Annotated in this window: 20 protein-coding genes; 11 read left to right on the top strand and 9 right to left on the bottom strand. The window is 69.7% G+C overall.

The window, feature by feature from the left end; all coding sequences use genetic code 11:
* Window positions 1-4: 4 nt before the first annotated feature.
* Entirely contained in the window at window positions 5-1,228 is a 1,224-nt protein-coding gene (locus A2G96_RS10980) for an EAL domain-containing response regulator (RefSeq protein WP_062799233.1), read from the bottom strand.
* A gap of 257 nt (window positions 1,229-1,485) precedes the next feature.
* Here A2G96_RS10980 and A2G96_RS10985 point away from each other — a divergent pair, with 257 nt between their 5' ends.
* The gene (locus A2G96_RS10985; protein ID WP_062799235.1) at window positions 1,486-4,677 is read left to right on the top strand and encodes a DNA translocase FtsK; all 3,192 of its coding nucleotides are present in this window, start codon (window positions 1,486-1,488) and stop codon (window positions 4,675-4,677) included.
* 32 nt (window positions 4,678-4,709) lie between these two features.
* Window positions 4,710-5,051, top strand: coding sequence for a cupin domain-containing protein (locus tag A2G96_RS10990; protein ID WP_062799237.1), 342 nt, complete (start codon window positions 4,710-4,712; stop codon window positions 5,049-5,051).
* Window positions 5,052-5,266: 215 nt separating this feature from the next.
* On the opposite strand, the gene A2G96_RS10995 is transcribed toward A2G96_RS10990, so the two are convergent.
* The 5 genes from A2G96_RS10995 to A2G96_RS11015 form a co-directional block, all read right to left on the bottom strand.
* Window positions 5,267-6,379 carry an IS481 family transposase gene (locus tag A2G96_RS10995; RefSeq protein ID WP_062798133.1) on the bottom strand — a complete coding sequence of 371 codons (1,113 nt, stop codon included), beginning with the start codon at window positions 6,377-6,379 and terminating at the stop codon, window positions 5,267-5,269.
* 123 nt (window positions 6,380-6,502) lie between these two features.
* Entirely contained in the window at window positions 6,503-7,105 is a 603-nt protein-coding gene (locus A2G96_RS11000; RefSeq protein ID WP_062799239.1) for a peroxidase-related enzyme, read from the bottom strand.
* Window positions 7,102-7,632 carry a CMD domain protein gene (locus tag A2G96_RS11005; protein ID WP_062799242.1) on the bottom strand — a complete coding sequence of 177 codons (531 nt, stop codon included), beginning with the start codon at window positions 7,630-7,632 and terminating at the stop codon, window positions 7,102-7,104. Before A2G96_RS11005 ends, A2G96_RS11000 begins: the two co-directional genes overlap by 4 nt.
* A 43-nt stretch (window positions 7,633-7,675) precedes the next feature.
* Window positions 7,676-9,142, bottom strand: a complete 1,467-nt coding sequence (locus A2G96_RS11010; RefSeq protein ID WP_062802130.1) for an FAD-dependent oxidoreductase — start codon at window positions 9,140-9,142, stop codon at window positions 7,676-7,678.
* On the bottom strand, window positions 9,135-10,145 hold the full coding sequence (locus A2G96_RS11015) for a LysR family transcriptional regulator (protein ID WP_062799245.1): 1,011 nt from the start codon (window positions 10,143-10,145) through the stop codon (window positions 9,135-9,137). Before A2G96_RS11015 ends, A2G96_RS11010 begins: the two co-directional genes overlap by 8 nt.
* 229 nt (window positions 10,146-10,374) lie before the next feature.
* On the opposite strand from A2G96_RS11015, the gene A2G96_RS11020 reads away from it, so the two are divergent.
* A complete protein-coding gene (locus A2G96_RS11020) occupies window positions 10,375-11,853 on the top strand; it encodes a glycine betaine ABC transporter substrate-binding protein (protein ID WP_062802131.1) in 1,479 nt (492 codons plus the stop codon).
* On the opposite strand, the gene A2G96_RS11025 is transcribed toward A2G96_RS11020, so the two are convergent.
* Window positions 11,850-13,265 carry an aminotransferase-like domain-containing protein gene (locus A2G96_RS11025; RefSeq protein ID WP_062799247.1) on the bottom strand — a complete coding sequence of 472 codons (1,416 nt, stop codon included), beginning with the start codon at window positions 13,263-13,265 and terminating at the stop codon, window positions 11,850-11,852. The genes A2G96_RS11020 and A2G96_RS11025 overlap by 4 nt on opposite strands.
* 150 nt (window positions 13,266-13,415) lie before the next feature.
* Here A2G96_RS11025 and A2G96_RS11030 point away from each other — a divergent pair, with 150 nt between their 5' ends.
* The 3 genes from A2G96_RS11030 to A2G96_RS11040 are packed head-to-tail and all read left to right on the top strand — an operon-like array spanning window position 13,416 to window position 16,813.
* Window positions 13,416-13,601 carry a DUF2970 domain-containing protein gene (locus A2G96_RS11030; protein ID WP_012352788.1) on the top strand — a complete coding sequence of 62 codons (186 nt, stop codon included), beginning with the start codon at window positions 13,416-13,418 and terminating at the stop codon, window positions 13,599-13,601.
* Window positions 13,602-13,614: 13 nt separating this feature from the next.
* Entirely contained in the window at window positions 13,615-14,940 is a 1,326-nt protein-coding gene (locus A2G96_RS11035; protein WP_082818911.1) for a cytochrome c, read from the top strand.
* A gap of 7 nt (window positions 14,941-14,947) precedes the next feature.
* A complete protein-coding gene (locus tag A2G96_RS11040; RefSeq protein ID WP_062799250.1) occupies window positions 14,948-16,813 on the top strand; it encodes an NAD(P)-binding protein in 1,866 nt (621 codons plus the stop codon).
* 6 nt (window positions 16,814-16,819) lie between these two features.
* On the opposite strand, the gene A2G96_RS11045 is transcribed toward A2G96_RS11040, so the two are convergent.
* The gene (locus A2G96_RS11045; RefSeq protein ID WP_062802135.1) at window positions 16,820-17,722 is read right to left on the bottom strand and encodes an acyltransferase; all 903 of its coding nucleotides are present in this window, start codon (window positions 17,720-17,722) and stop codon (window positions 16,820-16,822) included.
* Window positions 17,723-17,927: 205 nt separating this feature from the next.
* Window positions 17,928-18,884, bottom strand: coding sequence for a SphA family protein (locus A2G96_RS11050; RefSeq protein ID WP_062802136.1), 957 nt, complete (start codon window positions 18,882-18,884; stop codon window positions 17,928-17,930).
* Window positions 18,885-19,141: 257 nt separating this feature from the next.
* Here A2G96_RS11050 and A2G96_RS11055 point away from each other — a divergent pair, with 257 nt between their 5' ends.
* The 5 genes from A2G96_RS11055 to A2G96_RS11075 all read left to right on the top strand — a co-directional run bounded on the left by A2G96_RS11055 (window position 19,142) and on the right by A2G96_RS11075 (window position 25,528).
* Window positions 19,142-19,939, top strand: a complete 798-nt coding sequence (locus A2G96_RS11055) for a hypothetical protein (RefSeq protein WP_062802138.1) — start codon at window positions 19,142-19,144, stop codon at window positions 19,937-19,939.
* 50 nt (window positions 19,940-19,989) lie between these two features.
* Window positions 19,990-21,162 (top strand): BamA/TamA family outer membrane protein, encoded by a 1,173-nt coding sequence (locus tag A2G96_RS11060; protein WP_231909547.1) that lies wholly within the window; start codon window positions 19,990-19,992, stop codon window positions 21,160-21,162.
* Between the two features lie 160 nt (window positions 21,163-21,322).
* Window positions 21,323-22,564, top strand: a complete 1,242-nt coding sequence (locus A2G96_RS11065; protein ID WP_062799254.1) for a formylglycine-generating enzyme family protein — start codon at window positions 21,323-21,325, stop codon at window positions 22,562-22,564.
* A gap of 58 nt (window positions 22,565-22,622) precedes the next feature.
* Window positions 22,623-23,705 carry an HAD family hydrolase gene (locus A2G96_RS11070; RefSeq protein ID WP_062799257.1) on the top strand — a complete coding sequence of 361 codons (1,083 nt, stop codon included), beginning with the start codon at window positions 22,623-22,625 and terminating at the stop codon, window positions 23,703-23,705.
* Window positions 23,706-23,770: 65 nt separating this feature from the next.
* On the top strand, window positions 23,771-25,528 hold the full coding sequence (locus tag A2G96_RS11075; RefSeq protein WP_062799259.1) for an arylsulfatase: 1,758 nt from the start codon (window positions 23,771-23,773) through the stop codon (window positions 25,526-25,528).
* Window positions 25,529-25,544: the final 16 nt, after the last annotated feature.

Here is a 25,544-nt window from a genome sequence, read left to right on the forward strand (position 1 = left end):
CTGATCAGGCCGGCGGCGTTGCCGTTGCCCGCTCGATCGCGTCCGCGACGAAGGCCTCGGCCGGCCTGGGCGCCGACCATAGATAGCCCTGGCCAAGCGGACAGCCCAGCGCCAGCAGCGCGGCGCGCTGGGCGTCGGTCTCGACGCCCTCGGCTACGCACTCCAGGCCCAGTTCCCGGGCCAGGCCGATCATGTTGCGGCAGATCGTGGCGCGCTGGCCGCTCCCGTCGACTGCGGCGACGAACGACCGGTCCACCTTCAGCTGCGTGAACGGCAGGTCCGCGAGCAGCTTGAGGGTGGCGATGCCCACGCCGAAATCGTCGATCGCCACGCCATAGCCGAGCAGCCGCAGCCGGTTCAGCGCGACCGACAGCGCCAGCGCGTCAGGCACCGGACAAGCCTCGGTCAGCTCCACCGTCAGCGCCTGCCGCGGCACGCCGCTGGCGGCCACCAGCGCCTCGAACGATTCCAGCACGCCCGGCCGGCACAGCGTCTGCGCCGACGCGTTCAGTCCCATCGCGATCCCGACCCCGGCGGCGCGCAGGCGCTGCAGCGCCGCCAGGCACTGGCGCGCGACCAGGAAGAACACCGGGTCGGCCGCGTCCAGCGCCTCGAGCTGCGGGATGAACTGGTCGGGCGGCACCAGGCCATGCTCGGGATGGCGCCAGCGCACCAGCGCTTCGGCCCCGGCCAGGCGGCCGCTGGCGATATCGTGCTGGGGCTGCAGCATGACCAGCAAATCGGTGCCGGCGCGGGTCGCGGCGAGCAGTTCCTCGGCGTCGGGGGTCCAGGCTGGCACGCCGGCTTCGGCGTCCTGGCGCACCAGCGCATCGGCCAGGATCACTTCGAGCGCATCGCGCGCCAGCGGCTTGCGCAGCGCGTGCACGCGCGGGATGCCGGCGGCATGCGCCAGGCCACGGTTGGAATCGAGGATGTCTTCGGCCAGCGCCGTGACCCACACCCACACCGGCGGCGCCCCGGCGAAGGCGCGCGGGCCGCGCCGGTGCAGTTCGGCGATCAGCTCGGGGCCGTTGCAGCCGGGCATCTCGATATCGCACAGCACCACGTCGAACGGCTCGCGCGCGAGCAGTTCGGCCGCCTGCGTGCCGTCGAACGCGCTGGTCACGAACTGCACGCCGACATGGTGCAGCAGGCCCTCGGCCGCGGCGCGCTGGAACGGATGGTCTTCAACGACGAGGATGCGCAGCCTGGCGTAACGGATTGGCATGGAGCGTGAGCAGAAGGGGAGGGCGGCGCGCCGCGATGCGATGCAAACGCGTTTGCCCAATGGTAGCGCGGCGCGGCTGCGCCAATGGCCGGCGAGACCATGGCACGGTCGTGAATGGGCTCGCGATCGTCCTGGCATTGTTGCGTAATGGCGTTGAAAAAGCGCCGCGTTACGAATATTTGCGCTTTCCGATTCAATCGCCGCCTGTCATAACCGCTACAATCGCTGCCCGGTGTTTTGAACATGGCATGTCGATAATGGGTTTGGGCTGGTTCGGGTTTTCGACTTTCTGGATAGTACCGCTGCTGTGGCGGCTGGTGACGCGCTGGCTGGCCGGCGAGCGGCGCCTGGCCGGGCCCGGCTCGCTGCGCGTGTGGCTGGGCACGCTGGCGGTGCTGTGCGCGAGCGCCTGCCTGGAAGCGCTGACCAGCGGCGCGGATCCGGAATCGAGCGCCGGCGGCGGTGTCGGCCGCGCGCTGGCCGGCAGCTTCGGCAACCTGTTCGGCTGGACCGGCGCCTTGCTGCTGATGCTGGGCGTGCTGGCACTGGCCGCGCCGATGGTGTTCGGCGAGACCTGGCGCAGCCTGTTCGCACGCAAGCCGCGCCGCGCCGCCGCGCCCGCCGCGGCGCCCGAGGACGCGCCGGTGTCCTTCGCCGCCATCCAGCCGCTGCGCGAGGCCGAGCGCCGCGACGCGCCGGCGGCGGGCAACCCGGGCTGGACCGCCCCCGCGCCGCGCCATCGCAGTTTTGAAGCCGTTTCCGCGCGCCGCCAGCCCGCCTGGCAGCCGCCGCGCCGCACCCGTGAATCGCCGCCGCAGCCTGGCGAACTCTGGCTGCATCATGCCGACGCGCCGGGCGCGACCAAGCCGGTGCGTGCCCCGCAGCCGGCGCCGGCTGCCGTCGCGCCGGCAACGCGTCCGGCCCAGCCGGCGGCACGCAAGCCCGCTGCCGCCACGCCCGCGCCGGCCCCCGCGCCGCGACCGGCGCAGCCGCTGCGCGGCACCGTGGTCAGCAGCCCGTTCCGCCAGCCGCAGCCGCTGGTCCGTTCGGCGATCACGACGCTGCCGGAAGCGTCCGCGCAGCCCGCTGCCGAGGCCGCAGTGCCGGCCGCTACGGTTGCCGCCAATGCCACCGCTCCGGCCGAGATCGCGGTTACCGTGCAGGCGGCCCCCAGTGTCGAGCGGGATGCCGTTGCAACAGCGCAGGCGATCGCGGCACCCGAGCCAGCGCCAACGCCAGAGCCGGATATCGTGATGGCTGCGCCGGCGACTCCTTCCGTTCCGGTGGACGACGCCGTTGCCGCAGCCCCGGCCGAACCCCTTGCGCGGGATGGCGATGCGCCATCGCTGGCCGCGTTGCGGCAGGAAGCGCTCGACCTGCTGGCCGAACTGCAAGCCCTGGCAGGCAAGGCCACGACGGCGCAGTCAGTTGACCCTGCCTTGGACCCGTTGCCGGTGGCCATGCCCGAAGCGGCTGCGGATCCGGCCATCGACGTCGACGCTGCAGAGCCCGATCCGGTCGCGGCACAGCCGCTAGCTGACGTCGCGGCGCATGCCACCGTCGAAGCGGCAGCTGAAGCTCCGTTGGCCGACGTGCCGGAAGCCCCGGAGGAGGCTGCCCAGCAACGCGCAGCCAGCGCACCTGATCACGACGCCGACGCCGTGGCCAACGCCGTGGCAAGTTCCGCGATGGAGGAGGGCGGCGAGCCCGAGCCCGCGGCGCTGCCCCCGGCCGAAGACGCCGGCACGGAAAGCGCCCTGATGGATGGCAACGATCTGGTCGGCGAAGCCGTCGAGCCTGCCGCATCCACTGAAGCCCAGGTACCCGTCGAAGTGGCGCCCGCCAGCCCGCCGCCGGCCAAGCCCCGCATCGTGCTTCCCGCCGTGGTCGGCCGCACCGTGCCGCTGGCAGCCGCAACGCAGCCGGCGCCCGCGCCGGCGGCGCCCCCGCAGCCGCGTCCCGTGGTCGACTACCGCCTGCCGCCGGCGGACTTGCTGGAAGGCGAAGTCGACAGCGCCGAGCAGGTATCGGAAGAACGCCTGCGCGAAACCGGCGAACTGATCGAACAGCGGCTGGCCGAGTTCAAGGTGCCGGTCGCCGTGGTCGGCGCCGGCGCCGGCCCGGTGATCACCCGCTTCGAGGTCGAGCCCGCCATGGGCGTGCGCGGCGCGCAGGTGGTCGGGCTGATGAAGGACCTGGCGCGCGCGCTGGGCGTGACCTCGATTCGCGTGGTCGAGACCATTCCCGGCAAGACCTGCATGGGGCTGGAGCTGCCCAACGCGCGCCGGCAGATGATCCGGCTCTCCGAGATCGTCAACGCCGCCTCGTTCCAGGCGCATCATTCGCGGCTGGTGCTGGCGATGGGCAAGGACATCACCGGCAACCCGGTAGTGACCGACCTGGCGCGCGCGCCGCACCTGCTGGTGGCCGGCACCACCGGCTCGGGCAAGTCGGTGGCGGTCAACGCCATGATCCTGTCGATGCTATACAAGGCCACGCCGGAAGACGTGCGCCTGATCATGATCGATCCCAAGATGCTGGAGCTGTCGGTCTACGAGGGCATCCCGCACCTGCTGGCGCCGGTGGTCACCGACATGAAGCAGGCCGCGCACGCGCTCAACTGGTGCGTCGGCGAAATGGAAAAGCGCTACAAGCTGATGTCGGCGCTGGGCGTGCGCAACCTGGCCGGCTACAACCAGAAGATTCGCGCCGCCGAGGCCGCCGGGCACAAGGTGCCCAACCCGTTCTCGCTGACGCCGGACGCGCCCGAGCCGCTGTCGCGCCTGCCCATGATCGTGGTGGTGATCGACGAGCTGGCCGACCTGATGATGGTCGCCGGCAAGAAGATCGAGGAACTGATCGCGCGCCTGGCGCAGAAGGCGCGCGCCGCCGGCATCCACCTGATCCTGGCCACGCAGCGCCCCTCGGTCGACGTGATCACGGGCCTGATCAAGGCCAATATCCCCACGCGCGTGGCGTTCCAGGTCTCGTCCAAGATCGATTCGCGCACCATCCTCGACCAGATGGGCGCCGAGAGCCTGCTCGGCCAGGGCGACATGCTGTTCCTGCCGCCGGGCACCGGCTATCCGCAGCGCGTGCATGGCGCCTTTGTCGCCGACGACGAAGTGCACCGCGTGGTCGAGCACTGGAAGCAGTTCGGCGAGCCCGACTACGATGAGGCCATCCTCGCCGGCGACCCGGCCGAGGCCGGCGGCGCCGACCTGTTCGGCGACGGCGGCGGCGGCGGCGAGGCCGACCCGCTCTACGACGAGGCCGCCAGCTTCGTGCTGACCAGCCGCCGCGCCTCGATCTCGGCGGTGCAGCGGCAGCTGCGCATCGGCTACAACCGCGCGGCGCGGCTGATCGAGCAGATGGAAGTGGCGGGACTGGTCTCGCCGATGGGCCGCAACGGCGCGCGCGACGTGCTCGCGCCCGGGCCGGGCGACTGAGCGGCCCGCGACCACGGCCCGACGGAGGCAGCATGCAGCCTGAATACGGAAACCTGCTCGCCGGCGTCCCGGCCGGCGCGGCGCAGGAAATCTTCGAGCCGCTGCTGCAGCGCCCGGGCCTGCGCATCGAGCGCATCGTCTCCAACGGCCAGGCCAGCCCGGAGGGCTTCTGGTACGACAGCGCGGAGGCGGAGTGGGTGCTGCTGCTCAGTGGCGGTGCCGCGCTCGAGATCGAAGGGCAGCCCGGCGAGCATCGCATGGCGCCGGGCGACTGGCTGCACTTGCCGGCGCATTGCCGGCACCGCGTCGCGTGGACTGATGCAACGCAGCCGACGGTCTGGCTGGCGGTGCATTGTGGGAGCAGCGAAGGCTAGGACGTGCAGGCTGCGCGCGTTTGCGATGCGCGGCTGTTTTCTCCCCTCTCCCGCTTGCGGGAGAGGGGCCGGGGAGAGGGCAGGCGCTGGCATACCAACGCGCTTGACTTCGTTGAAACTCCGGCCCTCTCCCCCACCCCTCTCCCGCGCGCTGTATGGACCGGGGACATGGGTAACACATGTGCCGGGACATGGGTAACAGTCCAGTCTCCAGTTTAATAGACCTGCTGTAGGTCTATTGTGGCCACCTTTTGATGGCAGAAGTAGACGTCAAAGGTGCCGTCCAGGTCCACGCGAGGGCGCAATGCTACGGGCGTTCCGATCAAGGCTCGTCCGACCCGGAACGTCTTTCCCCGGAAGCAGATGCGCCCACCGTCGCCTACCTTTCGCACGATGTCATCGCTGTCGTACTCGATAGGCGGGAGTTCGCGCGGCATCGCCCGTGGACTAGGCGCATAGCGGCTTGCGGGTGTCTCCATATCCAGCGCGTGGTGTGGGCGCTTGAAGTTGTACACGTGGCGCCAATGGCTGAAGTGATGCTGCGCATCATCCAGATCCCGGAAGCGCTGGTTGGCCAGCAGCTCTGCCTGCATGGTTCGATGGAAGCGCTCGTCCTTGCCGTTGGTCTGAGGATGGCCAGGTCGGCTATGACTGAGCCGCACGCCCAGGCGAATCAGCCAGGCGCCCAGCGTGGTTAACGCACGAGGCACTGGAGAACCCCAGGGCGGGCCGTTGTCTGCATTGATCCGCTCGGGCAGCCCATAGCGCGCAAAAGCCTTCGCTAACGCTTCTTGTACGGATTCAAACTGTTCGTTGCCCAAGGCCCTGAGCAGCACATTGAACCGGGAGTGATCGTCCAAGACCGTGAGCGGGTGGCACCTCTGCGTGTCGGTCGCGAAGTGACCTTTGAAGTCAATTTGCCATAGTGCATTGGGCCGGTCGTGCTCGAAGCGCTGCCATGCTGTCGCGGCCGCGCTGGCGGCCGGATCGATCAAGCCATGGCGGCGCAGCACCCAATTGACTGTACTCGGGGCGATCTGGAGGCGGTGGTCGCGCTCCAGCACGTGTGCGATCTTGCGGGCGCCCCAGGCCGAATGTTCGGCTCGAATCGCTAGCACGCGCTCTTCGACGGCAGCTGGAGTTCGACCGGGAGAGCTATGTGGACGCCGAGTTCGGTCGTCCAGATCCTCTCGATTCAACCACTTGTAACCGGTCTTGCGACTGATGCAGAAGCGGCGGCAAAGCTCCGCAATGTTGGCGTCCGCCTGGCGTGCCAGGCGGACGAACTCTTCTCTTTGCTGCTTCACGGTGGTTTGGCTCCAGGGCAACGTTATCCTCCCGCTGACTAAGCGGGAAAAGTGTTACCCATGTCCTGGCACACCTGTTACCTATGTCCCCGGTCTATACAGCGCGCGGGAGAGGGGAGCGTATGCGAGGGTTCGTGGTCTTGTTCAACCGACCGCTACCTGCTCCTGCGGAAACACCGGCTCCCCAAGATTCAGCATCAGCCGGTTCGCCCACGCGAAGATCGCGATCGAGTGGATCAGGTCCAGGATCTCCGCATCGGTCACGCCGGCCTCGCGCAGCGGCTTGAGCTGTTCGGCGGTGACTTCGGCCGGCCGCTCGGTCAGCTCCGCCGAGAACTTTGCGATGGCGCGTTCGCGCGCGGTGGTGCCGGCGCTGTAGGGATCCTCGAACACCTGGCGGATGACATCGTTACGCTTGGCCAGCTGTTCGAAGCGCTGGGCGTGGACCGAGGCGCAGTAGACGCAGCCGTTGATGCGCGACACCACCGTGGTCGACAGCTCGCGCTCGGCACGCGGCATGCCGCCGGGCGCGTACATGATGGCGTTGAAGGCGGTCGAGCGCTGGCGCAGGATCTCGGGCTGGTGGACCAGGAAGCGGTAGTAGTCCTGCACCTTGGCCTTGGGGTGGCTTTCCTCGAGCACGGCGATCTGCTCGGGCGTGGCCTGGTCGAGATCGACTACGTCCAGCCATGCCTTCCAGTCGAGCACTTCATTGGTGAAGCCGTGGGATTTGATGATTTCGCTCATGCCGGGGCTCCGCTTTCGTTCAAGGCTTTCAGTGCGTCCAGTCCGGCCACCAGCCGCACCTGGTACGACAGGAACGCGACCAGCTGCGCCAGCGTTACCACCGCCGGGGTGCTCAGGCCGGCGGCAGGCAGTGCCAGCAGCGCGGCTCGGTCGCCCTCGACCGGTTTCTCGATCAGCTTGCGGGTGAATTCCAGCATGGCACGCAGGCGCGGCTCGGCGATGTCCGCGGGCGTGCCCTCGGCCGCGGCGCGGACCTGGCTGGCGTCGATGCCGAGCTGCTCGAGCCGGCCGCGGTAGTGCTCGGCCAGTGCCGCCGATGGCGTCAGCCGGGCGGCGTACAGCGCCACCAGCAGCCGTTCCGCCAGCGACAGGCCTGGCAGGTCGGGATCGAACAGGGCATCGTAGCTGCCCTGGGTGGCAGCGACGACCTTGTCGCGCTGGTGCCGCAGGGCGTGGGTGGCGCTGCCCGGCGCAAGGCCGGTGAGCTGGTCGATCAGGTCGACCGCGGAAGTCGGGGGCTGGGTCATCGGACGCTCTTGTCTGGGTTGGGTCGGGAGTGGGTTCGCGAATTCAGGCCTTGGCGGTGCGCAGCGCCGGCGGCGGCGCCGGCACCCATTCGTCGCCGAAGACCTCGGGCTCGGCATAGGCCTGCAGCGCGGCGTAGTGCAGCTCGATATCTTCCTGGTACAGCCGCGCGGCAATGCCCTGGCCAAGCCGGCGCGCGCCGTCGCTGATCGCCGGGATGTCGCCGGACACGGTGCCGTGCGACAGCGCCGCCGGATAGCAGAAGCAGTGGATGCGCGTCAGGCCGGGGCAGGCACCGGGGGTCTTTTCCTGGAATTCGAAGGCTTCGCCGAGGTCGGGCGAATCGGACAACTCGCGGTCTTCCTGGCCCGGGGGCGGCGCATGGCGGTCGCGCCAGAAGCGGATATGCGGGGCGAAGGCGGCGAACTCCGGGCGCGTTTCCAGCGCGATGCGGAAGCCGGTGGAGAAGATCAGGAAGTCCAGCTCGAATTCGCCGCGCGGCGTGCGCACGTGCAGCACGTCGCCCTGCGCCTCGATCGCTTCCAGCGCGGCGCCCAGGTTGAAGTACGCATTGGCATGGCGCGACACGCGCAGCGTGCTGCCGCGCGGCGGCGGCACCTGCTGGCTGTTGATGTAATGGCGCAGGCGCCATTTCCACGCGTCGGGCAGGCCGTAGTGGCCGAAGGTCAGGCCCGGGTTGCCGGCGCCCTTGCTCTTGTTGACGCGCGGAATGTCGGCGCGGCGGATCAGCATTTCGACGCTGGCGGCACCGGCCTCGAGCGCGGTCGCGGCGCTGTCCATGGCCGAGGCGCCGGCGCCGACTACGCCCACGCGCTTGCCGCGCAGCGCGGCGTAGTCCATCTGGTCCGACGAATGCGCCCACAGGTGGCGCGGCAGCGTGGCGGCCACCGGCGGCACATAGGCGCCGCCGAGGCCGTCGCGGCCGGTGGCCAGCACCACGCGGCGCGCCAGCACCGTGAGCGGGCCGTCCGGAGTCTGCATCGACAGCGCCACCAGCCCGTCGGGGCGCGGCACGATCCGCTCGACCTCGTGTTCGTTGCGGATATCCAGCGCCAGCACCTGGCGGTACCAGCGCAGGTAATCCATCCACTGCAGGCGCGGGATCTTGTCCAGCGCTTGCCACGCGGCCTCGCCAAACTGGGCCTCGAACCAGGCCCGGAAGGTCAGTGCCGGCAGGCCCAGCGCGGGGCCGGTCAGCTGTTTGGGCGAGCGCAGCGTCTCCATGCGCGCGGTGGTGGCCCACGGGCCCTCATAGCCCGCCGGGGCGCGGTCGAAGGCGCGCACGCGCACGCCCAGGTGGGTCAGCGTGGCGCTCGCCGCGAGGCCGGCCATGCCGCCGCCGATCACGGCAACGTCGAGCACCTCCTGCCCGTCGACGCTGCGCGGCATGGTCCAGGCCTTGGCGGGCAGCTCCAGCCAGGACAGGTCCTGGCGCAGCCGGGCTTCGAGGGCGGCCAGGCCTGTGGGGGTGGGGGCGGATAGTTCAGTCATGGCTTGGAAGTCCGGCATCGTGTGAGAGCGTGTCAGCGTCTTCGCTGGCATCGCCATAGAGCGATTGCAGCAGCGCGCCGTGTTCGGCGGGCTCGCGCCGCACCAGGTCGGGCAGCAGCGCGGCAGCCGCGTCGGCCACCGCCTCCACCAGCCCCTGCACGGCGGCGCTGGCCGGCCGTGCCTGCGGCGTGATCACCCCGAAAAAGAACGGAATATCGGCATCGATCGGCCGCACCGCGATATCGGTCAGCGGGAGCCCGCGCGCGGTCACCGGCTCCAGCAGCGCGATGCCCAGCCCCGCGCGCACCAGGGTCAGGGCGCTGATCGAGGTATTGGTGTCGATCACGCCGGCCGCCGGAACGCCGGCGGCGGCGAGCGCGCGGTCGACGCGGCGGCGCAGCCGGTAGGGGTTGTGCATGGTGATCAGCCGGCGGCCGCGGCAGTCCTGCAAGCTGAGCGCGGGCTGCGCCGCGAGCGGGTCGTCGGCGCGCAGCGCCGCCACGCAGGCGGACTGTCCGATCCAGTGCACGGTCACGCCGCGATGCTCCAGCGGCAGGCTGTTCAGGCCGATGTCGGCGGCGCCGGTCAGCACCGCGTGCACCACCTGTTCCGGCGACTGGCTCTGCACCGCCACGCGCTCCGGCGCGCACAGGCCGCGCGCGAACGCCAGCGCCAGCGCCGGCGGCAGCAGCCCTGCGGCGAGGGCGGGCGTGGCCGCAATACGCAGCGGCCGGCCATCGCCGCGCGCCAGCGCCGCGGCGCGCGTGCGGATTTGCTGCATGCCCGCCAGGGTCTGCTCGACCTCGTCGTAGAGCAGGAAACCCTGCTCGGTCGGGCTGACGCGCGGGCCGCTGCGGGTGAACAGGGCGAAACCGAGTTCGGCCTCCAGTTCCTGGATCAGCCGCGTGATCGCCGGCTGCGAGCGGCCAAGCAGCCGCCCGGCGGCGGTGACGCTACCGGTGGTGACGACTGCGGCGAAGGCTTCCAGTTGCCGGATTTCCATGGGGCTGGGCAGGATCGGGCGCGCTAGCGGGTTGTATGTCTAAACTGGATTCTGAGGCCTTCAACATGCGGAATGCAAATACTATTTCGGGATAAGTTCATGCGCCGCCTATGATGTAGCGATGCCGGGCGCACACCGGCGCCAGATCGGGACGGACGTGTTGGCCGGGATTCGTGGAAGGCAGGCAAGGAGCGGGCCGTGGCACCGGCTGGGGTTCGCCGTGGCGTGGGTGCTGGCTGCGGCACTGGCGGCGAGCGTGCCGGCGCGCGCGGCGGACCCGCTGCGCGTCGGCTCCAAGCGCTTCACCGAGTCGTACATCCTCGGCGAACTGCTGAGCCAGGCCGCCGGGCCGCCCGGCACCGCGCAGCACCAGCCCGGGCTGGGCAACACCGCGATCGTGTTCGCGGCGCTGCGGGCCGGCAGCATCGATCTCTACGCCGACTACACCGGCACGCTCGCCGCCGAAATCCTCAAGCTGCCGCCCGGCGCCGGCCTCGACCAGATCCGGCGCGCGCTGGCGCCGCTGGGACTGGGCGCGGCGATTCCGCTGGGATTCGAGAACACCTATGCGCTGGCCGTGTCCGACGCCCGCGCGGGGTCGCTGCAGCGCTTGAGCGATCTCGCGGCGCAGCCCGCGCTCCGGCTCGGGCTGTCGCACGAGTTCCTTGGCCGCGCCGATGGCTGGCCCGGACTGGCCAGCCGCTATGGCTTGCCGCAACGCCCGCTCGGGCTGGACCACGGCGTCGCCTACGAGGCGCTGGCGGCAGGGCAGGTCGATGCCATCGACATCTATTCCACCGACGCCAAGATCCGCAAGTACCGGCTGCGCGTGCTGACGGACGACCGGCATTACTTCCCGCGCTACGACGCCGTGGTGGTCTACCGGCTCGACGTGCCGCAGCGCTTCCCGCAGGCGTGGCAGGCGCTGCAGCGGCTGGCCGGGCGCGTCAGCGCCGACGACATGATCGCGATGAACGCGGCGGCAGAGCTCGACGGCCAGCCGTTCGCCGCGATCGCGCGCGCCTTTCTGGACGGAGGCGGAGCGCCGGCAGCGCCTGTCGCTGATGCACAGCACAGCCGGCTGCTGGCCGCGCTGTTCGGCCCCGACACCGCGCGGCTGGCGCGGCGCCATGTCGGGCTGGTCGCGGGCGCGGTCGGCGCCGCGACGCTGGTGGGCGTGCCGCTGGGGATGCTGGCGGTGCGGCGCCGGCGCACCGGCCAGGCGGTGCTGGGCGCGGTCAGCGTGCTGCAGACGGTGCCGTCGCTGGCCCTGCTGGCGATGCTGATCCCGCTGCTGGGCCGCATCGGCGTGTGGCCGGCGATGGTGGCGCTGTTTCTCTATGCGCTGCTGCCGATCGTGCGCAATACCGCTACCGGGCTGGAGCAGGTGCCGCAGGGCATGCGCGATGCGGCGCGCGCGCTGGGGCTGCGCGGCGCGCAGGTGCTGCGCTACGTGGAGCTGCCGCTGGCGTTGCCGGTGCTGCTGGCCGGCGTCAAGACCGCGGCCATCATCAGCGTGGGCACGGCCACCATCGCGGCCTTCGTCGGCGCCGGCGGTTTCGGCGAGCGCATCGCCACCGGGCTGGCGCTGAACGACACCACGCTGCTGCTCGCTGGCGCGATCCCGGCCGCGGTGCTGGCGCTGGTGGTGCAGGCCGCGTTCGAAGCGCTGGAGTGGGCGCTGCGCCGCCGTCGCGACACGCGCTAGCCGGCTTGCTGCGCGATGAGGCGCCCGAGCGTGGCGACCGCGGCCTCGGCCTCGTCGTTCCAAACGTGGCCGTAGTTGAGCCGGATGCAGTTGCGGTAGCCTTGCCGCGCCGAGAAGATCGGCCCCGGCGCGATGCCGATGCCGGCTTCGAGCGCGGCATGGTGCAAGGCCAGCGCATCGAAGCCCGCGGCAAACTCCACCCACAGGAAATACCCGCCCTCCGGCCGCGACACCCGCACCTCGTCCGGGAAATGCTGGCCGATCGCGTCGATCATGCGGCCCTGCTGCATCTCCAGCACGTGGCGCAGCTTGCGCAGGTGCTTGTCGTAGCCGCCGTGCTGCAGGTATTCGGCCAGCGCCACCTGCGCGGGCACGCCGGCCGACAGCGTGGTCATCAGCTTGAGCCGCTGGATCGCCTCGCCAAAGCGGCCCGGCGCGACCCAGCCGATGCGGAAGCCCGGTGCCAGGGTCTTGGAGAACGAGCTGCAATGCATCACCAGCCCGTGCGTATCGAAGGCCTTGGCCGGCAGCGGGCAGCGGTTGCCGAAGTAGAGCTCGCCATAGACATCGTCCTCGATCAGCGGCACCTGGTGGCGCGCGAGCAGGGCCACCAGCGCCTTCTTCTTGTCCTCCGACATGCTGGCGCCAAGCGGATTCTGGAACTGCGTCATGAACCAGCAGGCCTTGACCGGATGGCGCGACAGCGCGGTGTCGAGCGCGCCCAGGTCGATGCCTTCGGCGGGGTCGACCGGGATCTCGACCGCCTTGAGCCGCAGCCGCTCCAGCGCCTGCAGCGAGGCATAGAAGCCGGGCGATTCGATCGCGACCACGTCGCCCGGCTGCGTCACCGCCATCAGGCACAGGTTCAGCGCCTCGAGCGCGCCGTTGGTAACGACCAGGTCGTCGGCCGGCTGCGGCACGCCCGCGCCCAGGTAGCGCAGCGCGATCTGGCGGCGCAGCGCGGCATTGCCGGGCGGCAGGTCGTTGACCGAGTACCACGGGTCGAGCGCGCGGCCGGCGCGCGCCAGCGACTTGCCGAGCCGCTCCCACGGGAACAGCTCGGGCGACGGAAAGGCCGAGCCGAATTGCACCAGCTCGCGGTCGCGCGCGCCTTCGAGCACGGCGAACACCAGCTTGGAGATGTCCACCTGCGTCGACACCTGCCGCGACGGGCGCGCCTGCGGCTGCGGCAGCTCGCGTCGCGCCGCCCCTGCCACGTAGTAGCCGGAGCGCTCGCGCGCCCGCACCAGTCCGCGCTCTTCCAGCCGGTAATAGGCCTGGAACGCGGTCGACGGGCTGACGCCGTACTGGGCCACGGTCTTGCGGATCGACGGCAGGCGCGTCCCCGGCGGCAGGCTGCCGTTGCGGATATCGGCGGCCAGGGTTTCGGCCAGGGCTTCGTACCGTTTCATGGTGGGGACAGGGCGGCGGCGGTGTGGGGATTATCGCCCGCCTGCGAACAACTGATACGTAATTTTTCCAGTTATCTGATGCTGGTATGGCTGGCGGCGACGGACCATAATCGGCCTCTCGTCCCGATACGCGCTGTACAAGGAGATGCCATGAACCCGTTGAGGCTGTTGCGGACCGTGCTGTGGGGCTTCTTCGGCCTGCGCCAGGGCAGCGAGCACCAGCGCGACCTGGACAACCTGCGCCCGGTGCCGCTGATCGTGACCGGCGTGGCCGTCGCCGCCGGACTGGTGGCCTGCCTGGTGCTGGCGGCCAACTGGGCCGTGTCGGCGGCATGAACTGACTGCGTCCATGCGCTCTTCTTTTCGCGGGGCTGGTCTCGCCGTGTCCACCGTGTTGCGCAAGCTGGCCCGCCTGGCGCTGGCGCTGCTGCTGCCCGCGGGCCTCGCGCATGCCGCCGGCGACGCGCAGCAGGTCGAGCGCGGCCGCTACCTGGCCCGCATCGCCAACTGCGCCGCCTGCCATACCAGCGCGGGCGGCAAGCCCTTTGCCGGCGGGCTGCCGATCCGCACCGCGGTCGGCACGCTCCATTCGACCAATATCACGCCCGATGCCGGCACCGGCATCGGCAACTACACGCTGGCCGAGTTCGACCGCGCCGTGCGCCACGGCGTGGCGCGCGACGGCAAGCGCCTGTATCCGGCGATGCCGTACCCGTCGTATGCGCGCATGCACAAGGACGACGTGGCGGCGCTGTACGCCTACCTGCGCGCCGAGGTGGCGCCGGTGGCGCAGCGCAATCCCGCGCCGCAGATGCGCTGGCCGTTCGGCATGCGCGGCCTGCTGGCGGTATGGAACGTGCTGTTTCTCGATGACGAGCCGGTCCGCAACGATCCGGCGCGCGATGCCGCCTGGAACCGCGGCGCCTACCTGGTGCAGGCGGTGGCGCATTGCGGCGCCTGCCATACGCCGCGCGGCACGCTGTTCGCCGAGAAGGGCCTGGACCAGCGCAGCCGGCATTTCCTGTCCGGGGCCAGCGTGGAGGGGTGGTCCGCCACCAACCTGACCGGCGACCAGGTCACCGGGCTGGGCGCCTGGTCGCGCGCGGACATCGCCGAATTCCTGCGCACCGGGCGCAATGCGCATGCGACCTCGTTCGGCCCGATGTCGACGGTGGTTTCCACCGCGACCCAGTATATGAGTCCGGCCGACCTCGACGCGGTTGCCGCCTATCTCAAGTCGCTGCCCGGCGCGCGTGGGGAAAACAAGCCGTTCCGCCACGATCCCGCCACCGCGCAGCAGCTGCGCCAGGGCCGCTTCGACCTGCCCGGTGCGCGCCAGTACGCGGTGTTCTGCATGCCTTGCCATGGCGCCGACGGCAAGGGCTTCGCCCGTGTCTTCCCGCCGCTGGCCGGCAACCCGACCGTGGCCGATCCCGACCCGGCATCCCTGGTCAACCTGCTGCTCGACGGCGCCGTGACCGCACGCGTGGCGACCGCGCCGTCGGACTACCACATGCCCGGCTATGGCTGGACCCTGGACGACCAGGAGCTGGCCAACGTGCTGACCTTTATCCGCGGCAGCTGGGGCAACCGCGCCGCGCCGGTGGCGGAGGCCGAGGTGGCCGCGCGGCGCCGGGCGCTGGCCGCGCAGCGCCAGGCCGACGCCCAACCATGAGCCGCCGATGACGATCACCCGAAGAGACTTCCTCAATGGCACCGCGCTGGCGATTGCCGCCGGACTGGCGCCGGCGCAGCTGCTGCACGCGCAGCCGCGCGCGGGCGCGCCGTCCGCTGCCACGCCGTCCGCTACCTATCCGCCAGCGCTGACCGGTCTGCGCGGCAACCATGCCGGCACCTACACGCTGGCCCACAGCCTGGCGCGCGAAGGCGCGAAGTATCCGGCGGTGCTGGCGCGCGAGGCCTTCGACCTGGTGGTGGTCGGCGGCGGCCTCAGCGGCCTGGCGGCGGCGTGGTTCTACCGCCGCCGCTTCGGCGCCAACCGCCGCATCCTGATCCTGGATAACCACGACGATTTCGGCGGCCACGCCAAGCGCAACGAGTTCACGGTGCGCGGCAAGCGGCTGGTGACCTATGGCGGCAGCGCCGAGATGCCGGCCAGCGCGGCTGGCGACGCCGCGGTGCGCGAGCTGCTGGTCGGGCTCGGCCTCGATGCCGCGCGTCCGCCCGCGGCCGTGGCCGCTGACCCTTATGCCGAGCTCGGCATGGGCCGGGCGGTGTTCTTCAATGCCGAGCATTTCGGGCGCGACCAGTGGGTGGCGGGCGACCCCTTCGGCGAAGCGATCGATGCGCGCAGCGGCGCGCGTGCGGGCGGCCCCGATGCGGCGGCCTTGTCGCGCTTCCTCGACAGCGCGCCACTGCCCGCGGCGGACCGCGCCGCGCTGGCGCGGCTGGCCGCCGGCACCACCGACTACCTGCCGGCGCTGGCGGGCGCCGAGCGCAGCGCGGCGCTGCGCAGCATGCGCTACGCCGCCTTCCTGCGCGACCAGGCCGGCATCGGCCTGGCCGGGCAGCGCTTCCTGCGCAGCCGCAGCCTCGATGCCTACGCGCTCGATGCCGACGGCATCTCGGTGGCCGACGCCATCGCCATCGGCTTGCCCGCCGGCGCCAACATGCCGGCGCCGGCGGGCAATGCGCGGCTGGGCAAGTCGCCCGCTTCGCGGTTGTGGTTTGCCGATGGCAATGCCTCGCTGGCCAGGCTGCTGGTGCACAGCCTGATTCTCGGCGTGGCGCGCGTGGCCGCGCCGGCGCAGGTGGTATCGGCCGCGTTCGACTACAGCCGCCTGGACCGCGAAGGCGAGCCGGTGCGCCTGCGCCTGAACAGCACCGCGATCGCGGTCGAGCCCGACGGCCCGATCACGCGCGTCACCTATGGCTTCAGCGGCAACCTGCACCGGGTCGAGGCGCGCCACGTGGTGCTGGCCGGCTACAACATGATGATCCCGTACCTGCTGCCGTCGCTGCCGGCGCAGCAGAAGGCCACGCTGCACAACGAGGCCAAGGCGCCGCTGGTCTATACCAAGGTGGCGCTGGACCACTGGCACGCGTTCGCCGCGCTGCGCACGCGACGCATCCATGCGCCGGCGATGGCCTACACCGATCTGTGGCTGGAGCCGCCCGCGGGCCGGGAGCCCTCCGACCCGGCCGTGCTGCACATGCTCTATGTGCCGACCGTGCCCGACAGCGGCATGCCCGCGCGCGACCGCTTCCGCGCCGGCCGCGCCTTGCTGCTGGGCACGCCGTTCGATGCGATGGAGCGCGATATCCGCGCGCAGCTCGACCGCATGCTCGGGCACCAGGGCTTTGCCTCGAAGGACGTGATCCGGGGCATTACCGTCAACCGATGGGCGCATGGCTACAGCTACATGCCGGATAGCCTGGCCGGCGAGAACGTGGCGCCGGACGCGGCGTGGCCCGGGCTGGGCGGCGTCGGCAATATCAGCATCGCCAACAGCGACAACGCCGGCAGCCCGTCACTGACGGCGGCGGTGGCGCAGGGCAAACGCGCGATCGAGCGGCTGCCCGGATAGCGCGGATCAGCCCTGGCGCGGTGGCGTCAGCGCGTCGATCTCCGCGTCCTTGGCCTCCCACTGGCGTGCCAGCCAGTGGTGGAATTCGGTGCGGAAGGCCTTGTCGCTGCCGTAGTCGGCGTTGCAGAAGGACGGTGGCACCGGCAACTGGCGCATCCGCACCAGCACCGGGCCGGCGCGCCCGCAGGCCAGGTCCCAGAAGCCCGGCGCGCCTTCGGGGTAGACGATGGTGACATCGATCAGCGAGCGGAACTTGTCGCCCATCGCGTTCAGCGCCACCGCCAGGCCGCCGGCCTTGGGCTTGAGCAGGTGGCGGTAGGGCGAAGCCTGCGCGGCATGCTTGGCCGCGGTAAAGCGCGTGCCTTCGGCGAACACCATCACGCTGGTCGGCACCAGCGAGAACTTCGCGCAGGCGCGCCGCGCGGTTTCCTGGTCCTGGCGCCGCAGGGCCGGATTGCGGCGCAGCTCGGCCTTGCCGTGGCGCTTCATGAACGGGAAGTCCAGCGCCCACCAGGCCAGGCCGATCACCGGCACATAGATCAGCTGCTGCTTCAGGAAGAATTTCAGCAGCGGGATGCGGCGGTTCAGCGCCCGCTGCAGCACGAAGATGTCGGCCCACGACTGGTGGTTGCAGTTGACCAGGTACCAGTCGGCATAGCGCAGGCCCTCGTTGCCGCGGATGTCCCAGGGCTCGCGCTGGATCCACGCGAACCAGCCGGTGTTGCCGGAGATCCAGGCGGTGGCGATGCCGTTGAGCAGCGGGTCGATGCGGCGCCTGGCCGCGGCGAACGGCAGCGCCAGCTTCAGCAGCGCCAGCGGAAACAGCAATGCGCACCAGAACAGCGTGCTGGCGATCAACAGGGTCCAGCTGAGGATGCCGGTGACAAAGGCGAAGCGGCCGCGCGGCACCAGCGCCGGGCGGCGTGGCGGCACGGCGGGGTTGGCGAGGGTGGTCGGGCTGGCGTCGGATGAGGCAGGGGAAGCGGGGGAAGCGGGGGAAGAAGAGGGCAACGTCGTCATGGGCGCCAGTTTGCAGGCAGGAAAGGAATTGGAGCTTGCGCTTGATCAATGCGGACGCTGGCTCATGGGTATCTCACGTTGGCGCGTGATGCCTTCAGAACACCAGCGTCGCGGTGCCCATGAAGGTGTTGGTGCTCTTCAGCCGGTTCTTGCTGGCCACCGACGGCACCCAGCGCAGGCCCAGCGACAGCAGGCTCTTGGCGCCGACCTTGGTGTCGTAGGTGACGATCGGGCCCACCGCCCAGTCGTGGCCGCGGAAGCCGTTCAGGCGGTCGGCCAGCGGCCCGCTGTCGTCGCCCAGCTGCTGCGTGGTGCCGGCGATCAGGCCCACGCCGGCGCCGTTGGCAAAACGCTTGAGCAGCATCGTGTCGAGCGTGAACAGCGGCGCGTTCTGGTAGTCGGTGGCGTGGTTGCGGGTGTAGAACTGGATGCCGGCGACGGCATCGAACTCGAGCCCGTGTTCGGGGAACAGTTTGGTGTAGGCCACCTGCGGAATGAAGGTCCAGTTGTTGAGGCTGGGATTGGCCAGCGCGTTGGCATCGTACTTGCCGGTCGGCGCCCACACGTTCAGGCTCAGCGCCACGTGTTCGGTCTTGGAAAAATGGTAGCCAGCGATGACCGGCGCAAACGAGATGTCGAACAGGTTCGAGGCGGTGTCCTGGGTGCTGAGGCTGCGCCCGCCGACGGCGAGGTTGGCCGTGACCTTGGTCCACACATAGGGCAGCGTAAAGCTGGAGGCGAAGTTCCAGGCGCCGGTGCCGGTGTCCCACACCTTCATCACGGTCGCCAGGGTGAAGGCGATCTTGCCGTCGATGCCGGCAGAGGCCTTGCCGGCGATCGGCACGGTGCGGCTGCCGCCGATCGAGCCGTCCAGGTAGATCTCGCCGACGTTGACGATCAGCGCCGGTTCGGGCGACACCACGCCCGCGTTGGGAACCACGCTGGTGCCGGTGACAGGGCGCCCGAGCGCGCCTTCGGTGGCGTGGGCGCCGGCGCAGGCCAGCAGCAGCGGGGCAGTCAGGGCAAGCCGTTGTGCGAGAGTCTTGGACATGGGCATCAACAGGTAGGACAGGCCGGGCAGGGCATGCGGCCGGCGCCCGCGCCGGTTTTTCGACATTGCATACTAGCAGCAAACCCCCGCTTCGCTATTGGCGCGAACACGCAAAAAAGCACGCAAAAATTTTCATTACGGCATCGCAAATATTTACTTCACAAGGCCAAAGCCGCTCTGCCATGATGCTCACGCCATATTCGACCGGCGATGGCAGCGATTTCACTTGAGCAGGGCGTCCGCGTATGAATGAATTCATGCAGAAGTCCAGGCGTGGTGCAGGGTGCATGGCGGCGGTGGCGGCGGCGGTCGCGCCGGCATTTGCCCAGGCTGCCGGCCCGTCGACCGCCGATATGAATGCGTCGAACAACCCGCTGAGCCCCACCATTACGCTGAACCTGCAGGACCAGTACGTCGGCCGCTATTACGGGCTCGGCGACGAGGACGGCAACAGCGTGCTGCTGCGCGGCACCGTGCCGCACAAGCTGTTCGGGCTGCCGCAGATCGTCCGCTTCACGCTGCCGGTGGTCACCACGCCCGGCGTCGCGCCCGATGGCAGCAAGACCGGGCTGGGCGACCTGAACCTGTTCAACCTGGTGCTGATGAAAGGGCTGGGCATGGAGTGGGGCATCGGCCCGCAGCTGACCATCCCCACCGCCTCGCGCGACCAGACCGGCACCGGCAAGTGGCAGGCCGGCCTGGCAGCAGTAGGCATCGCGCCGCAGCAATGGGGCATGCTGGGCGGCCTGGTGACCTGGCAGCATTCGTTTGCCGGAGAGAGCGACCGGCCCACGCAAGACAACCTGACCGCGCAGCCGTTCGTGATCGTCAACCTGCCGCAGGGCTGGTACCTGCGCAGCAGCGCGACCTGGAATTTCGATCTCAGGCGCGGCAGCTATTACATTCCGGTCGGCGTCGGCGCCGGCAAGATCTGGAAGGTCGGCAAGGACACCTACAACCTGTTCGCCGAACCCCAGTGGACGCTGAAGCATGATGGCAGTGGCGTACCCAAGTTCCAGGTGTTCATGGGGCTGAACATCCAGTTCCCGCTTTAGCACGACCGTCAACGCAAAGGGCCCGACGCATGCCGATGATCCGCCCCGCCATGAACCGACGCATTGCCGCGCGGATCGGCGCATTGTTGGGCGCATTGATGGGCGCACTGGCCGTATGCTGGTGCGGCGGCGTGCAGGCGCAAACGCAGGCAGCCGGCGAAAAGAAGCCGCTGTCGTTCTTCGACCCGGAAGACGGCGCGCTCGACATGAGCGACTTCCTGCTCAACCACAGCGGCGCGCTGCCCGTGCCCACCATCATCACCGAGCCCGCGGTCGGCTATGGCGGCGGCCTGGGGCTGATGTTCTTCTCGCAGTCGATGGCCGACGCGGCCGCCAGTGCAAAGGCCAGCGGCAAGGGCCCGGCGCCGCCCAACATCACCGGCATCGGCGGCGCCTATACCGAGAATGGCACCTGGGGCGCCGGCGTCGCGCATTTCCACACCTGGGACGGCGACCGCTACCGCTATCTCGGCGCCCTGGCCAAGGTCGATGCCAACCTCGATTACTACGGCTTGCGCAACCAGCCGCGTGCCTATGAGCTGCGCGGCGTGTTCCTGGTGCAGCAGTTGCTGGTGCGCATCGCCGACACCCGCTGGTACGTGGGCCCGCGCTATGTGTATTTCGATTCGACCGCGACCTTCAGGTTTGGCGATGCCGGCGAGCTGGGCAGCTTCGACCGGACCCAGCGCATCGGCAAGGCCGGGCTGGTGATCGACTACGACTCGCGCGACAACATCTTCTATCCCACCCGCGGCAGCTATGCCGAGCTCGAGGCGCAGTTCGCGCGCGGCGGCTTCGGCAGTACCCAGTCGTTCAACATGTACAACGCGCGCGGCTTTACCTGGCTGCCGCTGGCGCGCACCGTGATCCTCGGCCTGCGCGCCGATACGCGCTTTTCCAGCGGCGACGTCCCGTTCTATGCGCAGCCCTACGTCGACCTGCGCGGCGTGCAGAAGGGGCGCTACCAGGACCGCAACGCGCTCGCGGCGGAAATGGAATTGCGCTGGGACGTGACTCCGCGCTGGTCGCTGCTGGGCTTTACCGGCGCCGGCAAGGCCTATGGGCGCTGGCACGATTTTTCGGATGCATCGACCGTCTACAGTGTCGGCGCGGGCTTTCGCTACATGATCGCGCGCAAGCTGGGGGTGTCGATCGGCCTGGACGTGGCGCACAGCAAGGGCCAGAACGCGTTCTATATCCAGGTCGGCAGCGCCTGGCGCTGAGCCAGGTGGCAAGCGCCTGGCGCCGAGGCGACCGCGGAATGCGAAAAAAACTTAATTCACTGCTGCCTGAAATCATAAAAAGCTGACTTCTGATTGCCAAATCCATCTGAGATCATTGTTTTCGCTGATCGGCGCAGTGTTTTGCATACAGAGACATGGAATGAGCGGACCACGTGATAGCGGCAATCCCGGCGCAGCCCCAGCGGTCCTGGCGGCCCTGGCGGCCACACGGCGCGGCGGCAGGCGGGCGTGGCTGCTGGCGGGCCTGCTCGGCGTCGGGCTCGCGGCCGGCCTCGGCGGCAGCTACTGGTACCTGAAGGGACGGACCCCGGCCGCGCCCGCGATTGTCGTCGGCGATGGCAAGAACGGTCCCGCCGGCATGGTGCGCGTGCCCGGCGGCGAGTTCCTGATGGGCAGCGACAGCAAGATGGCGCAGCCCAATGAAAAACCGGCGCACAAGGTGCGCGTGCATGCGTTCTGGATGGACCAGCATCACGTCACCAACGCGGAATTCCGCAAGTTCGTCGAAGCCACCGGCTATGTCACCACCGCCGAGCGCGCGCCCGACTGGGAAACCCTGCGCGTGCAGCTGCCGCCCGGCACGCCGCGCCCGCCCGACAGCGCCATGGTCGCGGGGGGGATGGTCTTCGTCGGCACGCCGCGGCCGGTGCCGCTGCAGGATTACTCGCGCTGGTGGCGCTATGTGCCCGGCGCCGACTGGCGCCATCCGACCGGCCCCGGCAGCTCGATCGAGGGCAAGGACAACCACCCGGTGGTACAGGTTTCATACGAAGACGCACAGGCCTATGCCAAGTGGGCCGGCAAGCGGCTGCCGACCGAGGCGGAATGGGAGTTCGCAGCGCGCGGCGGGCTCGAGCAGGCGACCTATGCCTGGGGCGAGCAGTTTGCCCCCGACGGCAGGCAGATGGCCAATGTCTGGCAGGGACAGCAGAACCAGCCGTTCCCGGTGGTCAGCCCCAAGGCCGGCGGCGCGCTCGGCACCAGTCCGGTCGGCACCTTTCCGCCCAACGGCTATGGCCTTGCCGACATGACCGGCAATGCCTGGCAGTGGGTCGCGGACTGGTACCGCGCCGACCAGTTCCGGCGCGAAGCCGGCAAGGCGCAGCCGATCGAGAATCCGGTGGGCCCGCTGGCATCGTGGGACCCGTCCGAACCGGGGGTGCCGGTCAACGCGCCCAAGCGCGTCACGCGCGGCGGCTCGTTCCTGTGCAACGAGGATTTCTGCCTCAGCTACCGCCCCAGCGCCCGGCGCGGGACCGACCCGTTCAACAGCATGTCGCACCTCGGCTTCCGGCTGGTGATGGACGAAAGCCGCTGGGCGGAAATGCAGCGGCGGCCGCCGGTGGCGATGGCCGGCCACGCCGGCCCCGCAGCGCGCTAACGATGCGCGCGGACCACGTTTCTTTCCCGCAGCACAACCCGAGACAGGAGCGAGCAATATGACCATGGCGGCGCCTTCCGCAATCCTTGCCAGCCACACGCGCAAGGCCATCGCCGCGCTGGCGCTGGCCGGCCTGGCGCTCGCCGGCTGCTCGACCTCCGCGACCGCGCCGGCGGCACAGGATGCGGCCGCGCAATCGGTGCAGAGCGCGCAATCGGCACAGTCGGCGCTGCCGTCGTGGCGCGACGGCGCGGCCCGGCAGGCGCTGCTGAAATTCGTCGCCGACGTCACGCGGCCCGGCTCGCCCGCCTTCGTGCCGCCCGACGAACGCGTGGCCGTGTTCGACAACGACGGCACGCTGTGGAGCGAGCAGCCGCTGTACTTCCAGTTCTTCTTCCTGCTCGACCAGGTCCGCGCCGCGGCGCCGCAGCATCCGGAGTGGCGCAGCAACCCGGCCTTCAAGGCGCTGATGGCCAACGACATGCAGGGCCTGATGCGCAACGAGAAGGCGCTGGCCGCACTGGTCGCCAAGGCCAACAGCGGCATGACCGTCGACGAGTACGACCGCACCATCCGCGACTGGCTGGCAAAGTCCCGGCATCCCAAGTTCAACCGGCCTTACACCGAACTGGTGTACCAGCCGCAGCTGGAGCTGCTGTCCTACCTGCGCGCCAACGGCTTCAAGACCTACATCGTCTCGGGCGGCACCATCGACTTCATGCGGCCGTGGAGCCAGGCCATCTATGGCATCCCGCCCGAGCAGGTGATCGGCTCCTCGCAGGCGGTGCGCTACCAGGTGCGCGACGGCAAGCCGGTGCTGGTGCGCGACCCCAAGCTGGACTTCATCGATGACGGGCCCGGCAAGCCGGTCGGCATCTACCGCCATATCGGCCGCCGGCCGATCCTCGCCGTGGGCAACTCCGACGGCGACCTGCAGATGCTGGAGTACACCACGGGCGGCGACGGCCCGCGCCTGGCCGTGCTGGTGCATCACGACGATGCCGAGCGCGAGTTCGCCTATGACCGCCAGTCCAAGGTGGGCAAGCTCGACAAGGCCCTGGACGCGGCCCGCGCCAGGGGCTGGACGGTGGTCAGCATGAAGCGGGACTGGCTGCAGGTCTATCCGGCCGCCAAGCCATGACCACAGGTATCAGCAGCGAACCAGCAGCAAACCGACCGTAACGGGTCAACGAACGGAGGCGGGACATGCACAGAGTTGAAGAACGCATAGTCAGAGGGCGGAGTTCCAGGCTGGCGATGCTGGCCGTGGCCGCCGTGGTGGTCGCGATGGCGGGCTGCGACAAGAAGGAAACCCCGCCCAAGGCCCAGCCGCCGGCGGCGCAGGCGCCTGCCGCGACGCCGGCGCCGGGCGCGGCCGCACCGGTACCGGCCCCCGAGAATCCGCCGGTGGCGACCAGCGCCCCGGTTCCCGCGGCCTCCGCGCCCGCACTGGCCGGGCCGGCGGCGTCCGGCAAGAAGCCGAACATCCTGGTGATCTTCGGCGATGACATCGGCCAGACCAACATCAGCGCCTACAGCCATGGCGTGGTGGGCTACCGCACCCCGAACATCGACCGCATTGCCCAGGAGGGCATGCTGTTCACCGACTACTACGGCGAGAACAGCTGCACCGCCGGCCGCTCCACCTTCATCACCGGTGAAGTCGGGTTGCGCACGGGCCTGCTGAAGGTCGGCATCCCGGGCGCGCCGGTCGGCCTGCAGGCGCAGAACGTGACGATTGCGCAGGCGCTCAAGCCGCTGGGCTATGCCACCGGCCAGTTCGGCAAGAACCACCTGGGCGACCGCAACGAATACCTGCCCACCGCGCACGGCTTCGACGAGTTCTTCGGCAACCTCTATCACCTGAACGCGGAAGAGGAGCCGGAGCGCCCGTACTACCCGAAGAACGACGAGGCCTGGGTCAAGGCCAACGCGCCGCGCGGCGTGATCCACTCGTTCGCCGACGGCAAGGTCCAGGACACCGGGCCGCTGAACCGCAAGCGCATGGAGACCATCGACGACGAGACCACGGCGGCGGCGATCGGCTTCATGGACAAGCAGGTCAAGGCCGACAAGCCGTTCTTCGTGTGGATGAATACCACCCGCATGCACGTGTTCACCCACGTGCGCGAGTCGATGCGGGGGCAGAGCGGCATGCCCGGCAACGAATACGCCGACGGCATGATCGAGCACGACGGCCACGTCGGCAAGCTGCTCAAGGCGCTCGATGACCTGAAGATCGCCGACAACACCATCGTGATCTACAGCACCGACAACGGCCCCAACCAGTTCAGCTGGCCCGATGCCGCGACCACGCCGTTCCGCAGCGAGAAGGACACCAACTGGGAAGGCGCGTTCCGGGTGCCGGCGATGATCCGCTGGCCGGGCCGGATCAAGCCCAACACGGTGTCCACCACGATGATTTCCGGGCTCGACTGGTTCCCGACGCTGCTGGCCGCGGCCGGCGATACCGATATCAAGGAGCGCCTGCTCAAGGGCACCAGCCTCGGTGGCAAATCGTTCAAGGTGCACCTGGACGGTTACAACTTCCTGCCCTACCTGACCGGGCAGACCAATACCGGGCCGCGCCAGGACTTCTTCTACTTCAACGATGACGGCCAGCTGGTGGCGATGCGCCACAACGACTGGAAGTTCGTGTTCTGCGAGCAGCGCCAGCCGGGCGGCTTCCAGGTCTGGGCCAACCCGTTCACCTGCCTGCGCGTGCCCAAGGCGTTCAACCTGCGCATGGATCCGTATGAGCGGGCGGATATCGTTTCGGACCAGTACTACGACTGGACCGCCAAGAACGCCTACATGATCAGTTATGCGTCCTCGCGCGTGGCGCCGTTCCTGCAGACCTTCAAGGACTACCCGCCCAGCCAGCGGCCGGCGAGCTTCACTATCGACCAGATGACCGAGGCGGTGATGTCGTCGCTCGACAGGGGCGCGGCCGGCGGCAAGTAGCCTCCGGCGTGACCGG

Origin of the sequence: Cupriavidus nantongensis (genome assembly GCF_001598055.1) — a bacterium.
Classification (GTDB): Bacteria; Pseudomonadota; Gammaproteobacteria; order Burkholderiales; family Burkholderiaceae; genus Cupriavidus; species Cupriavidus nantongensis.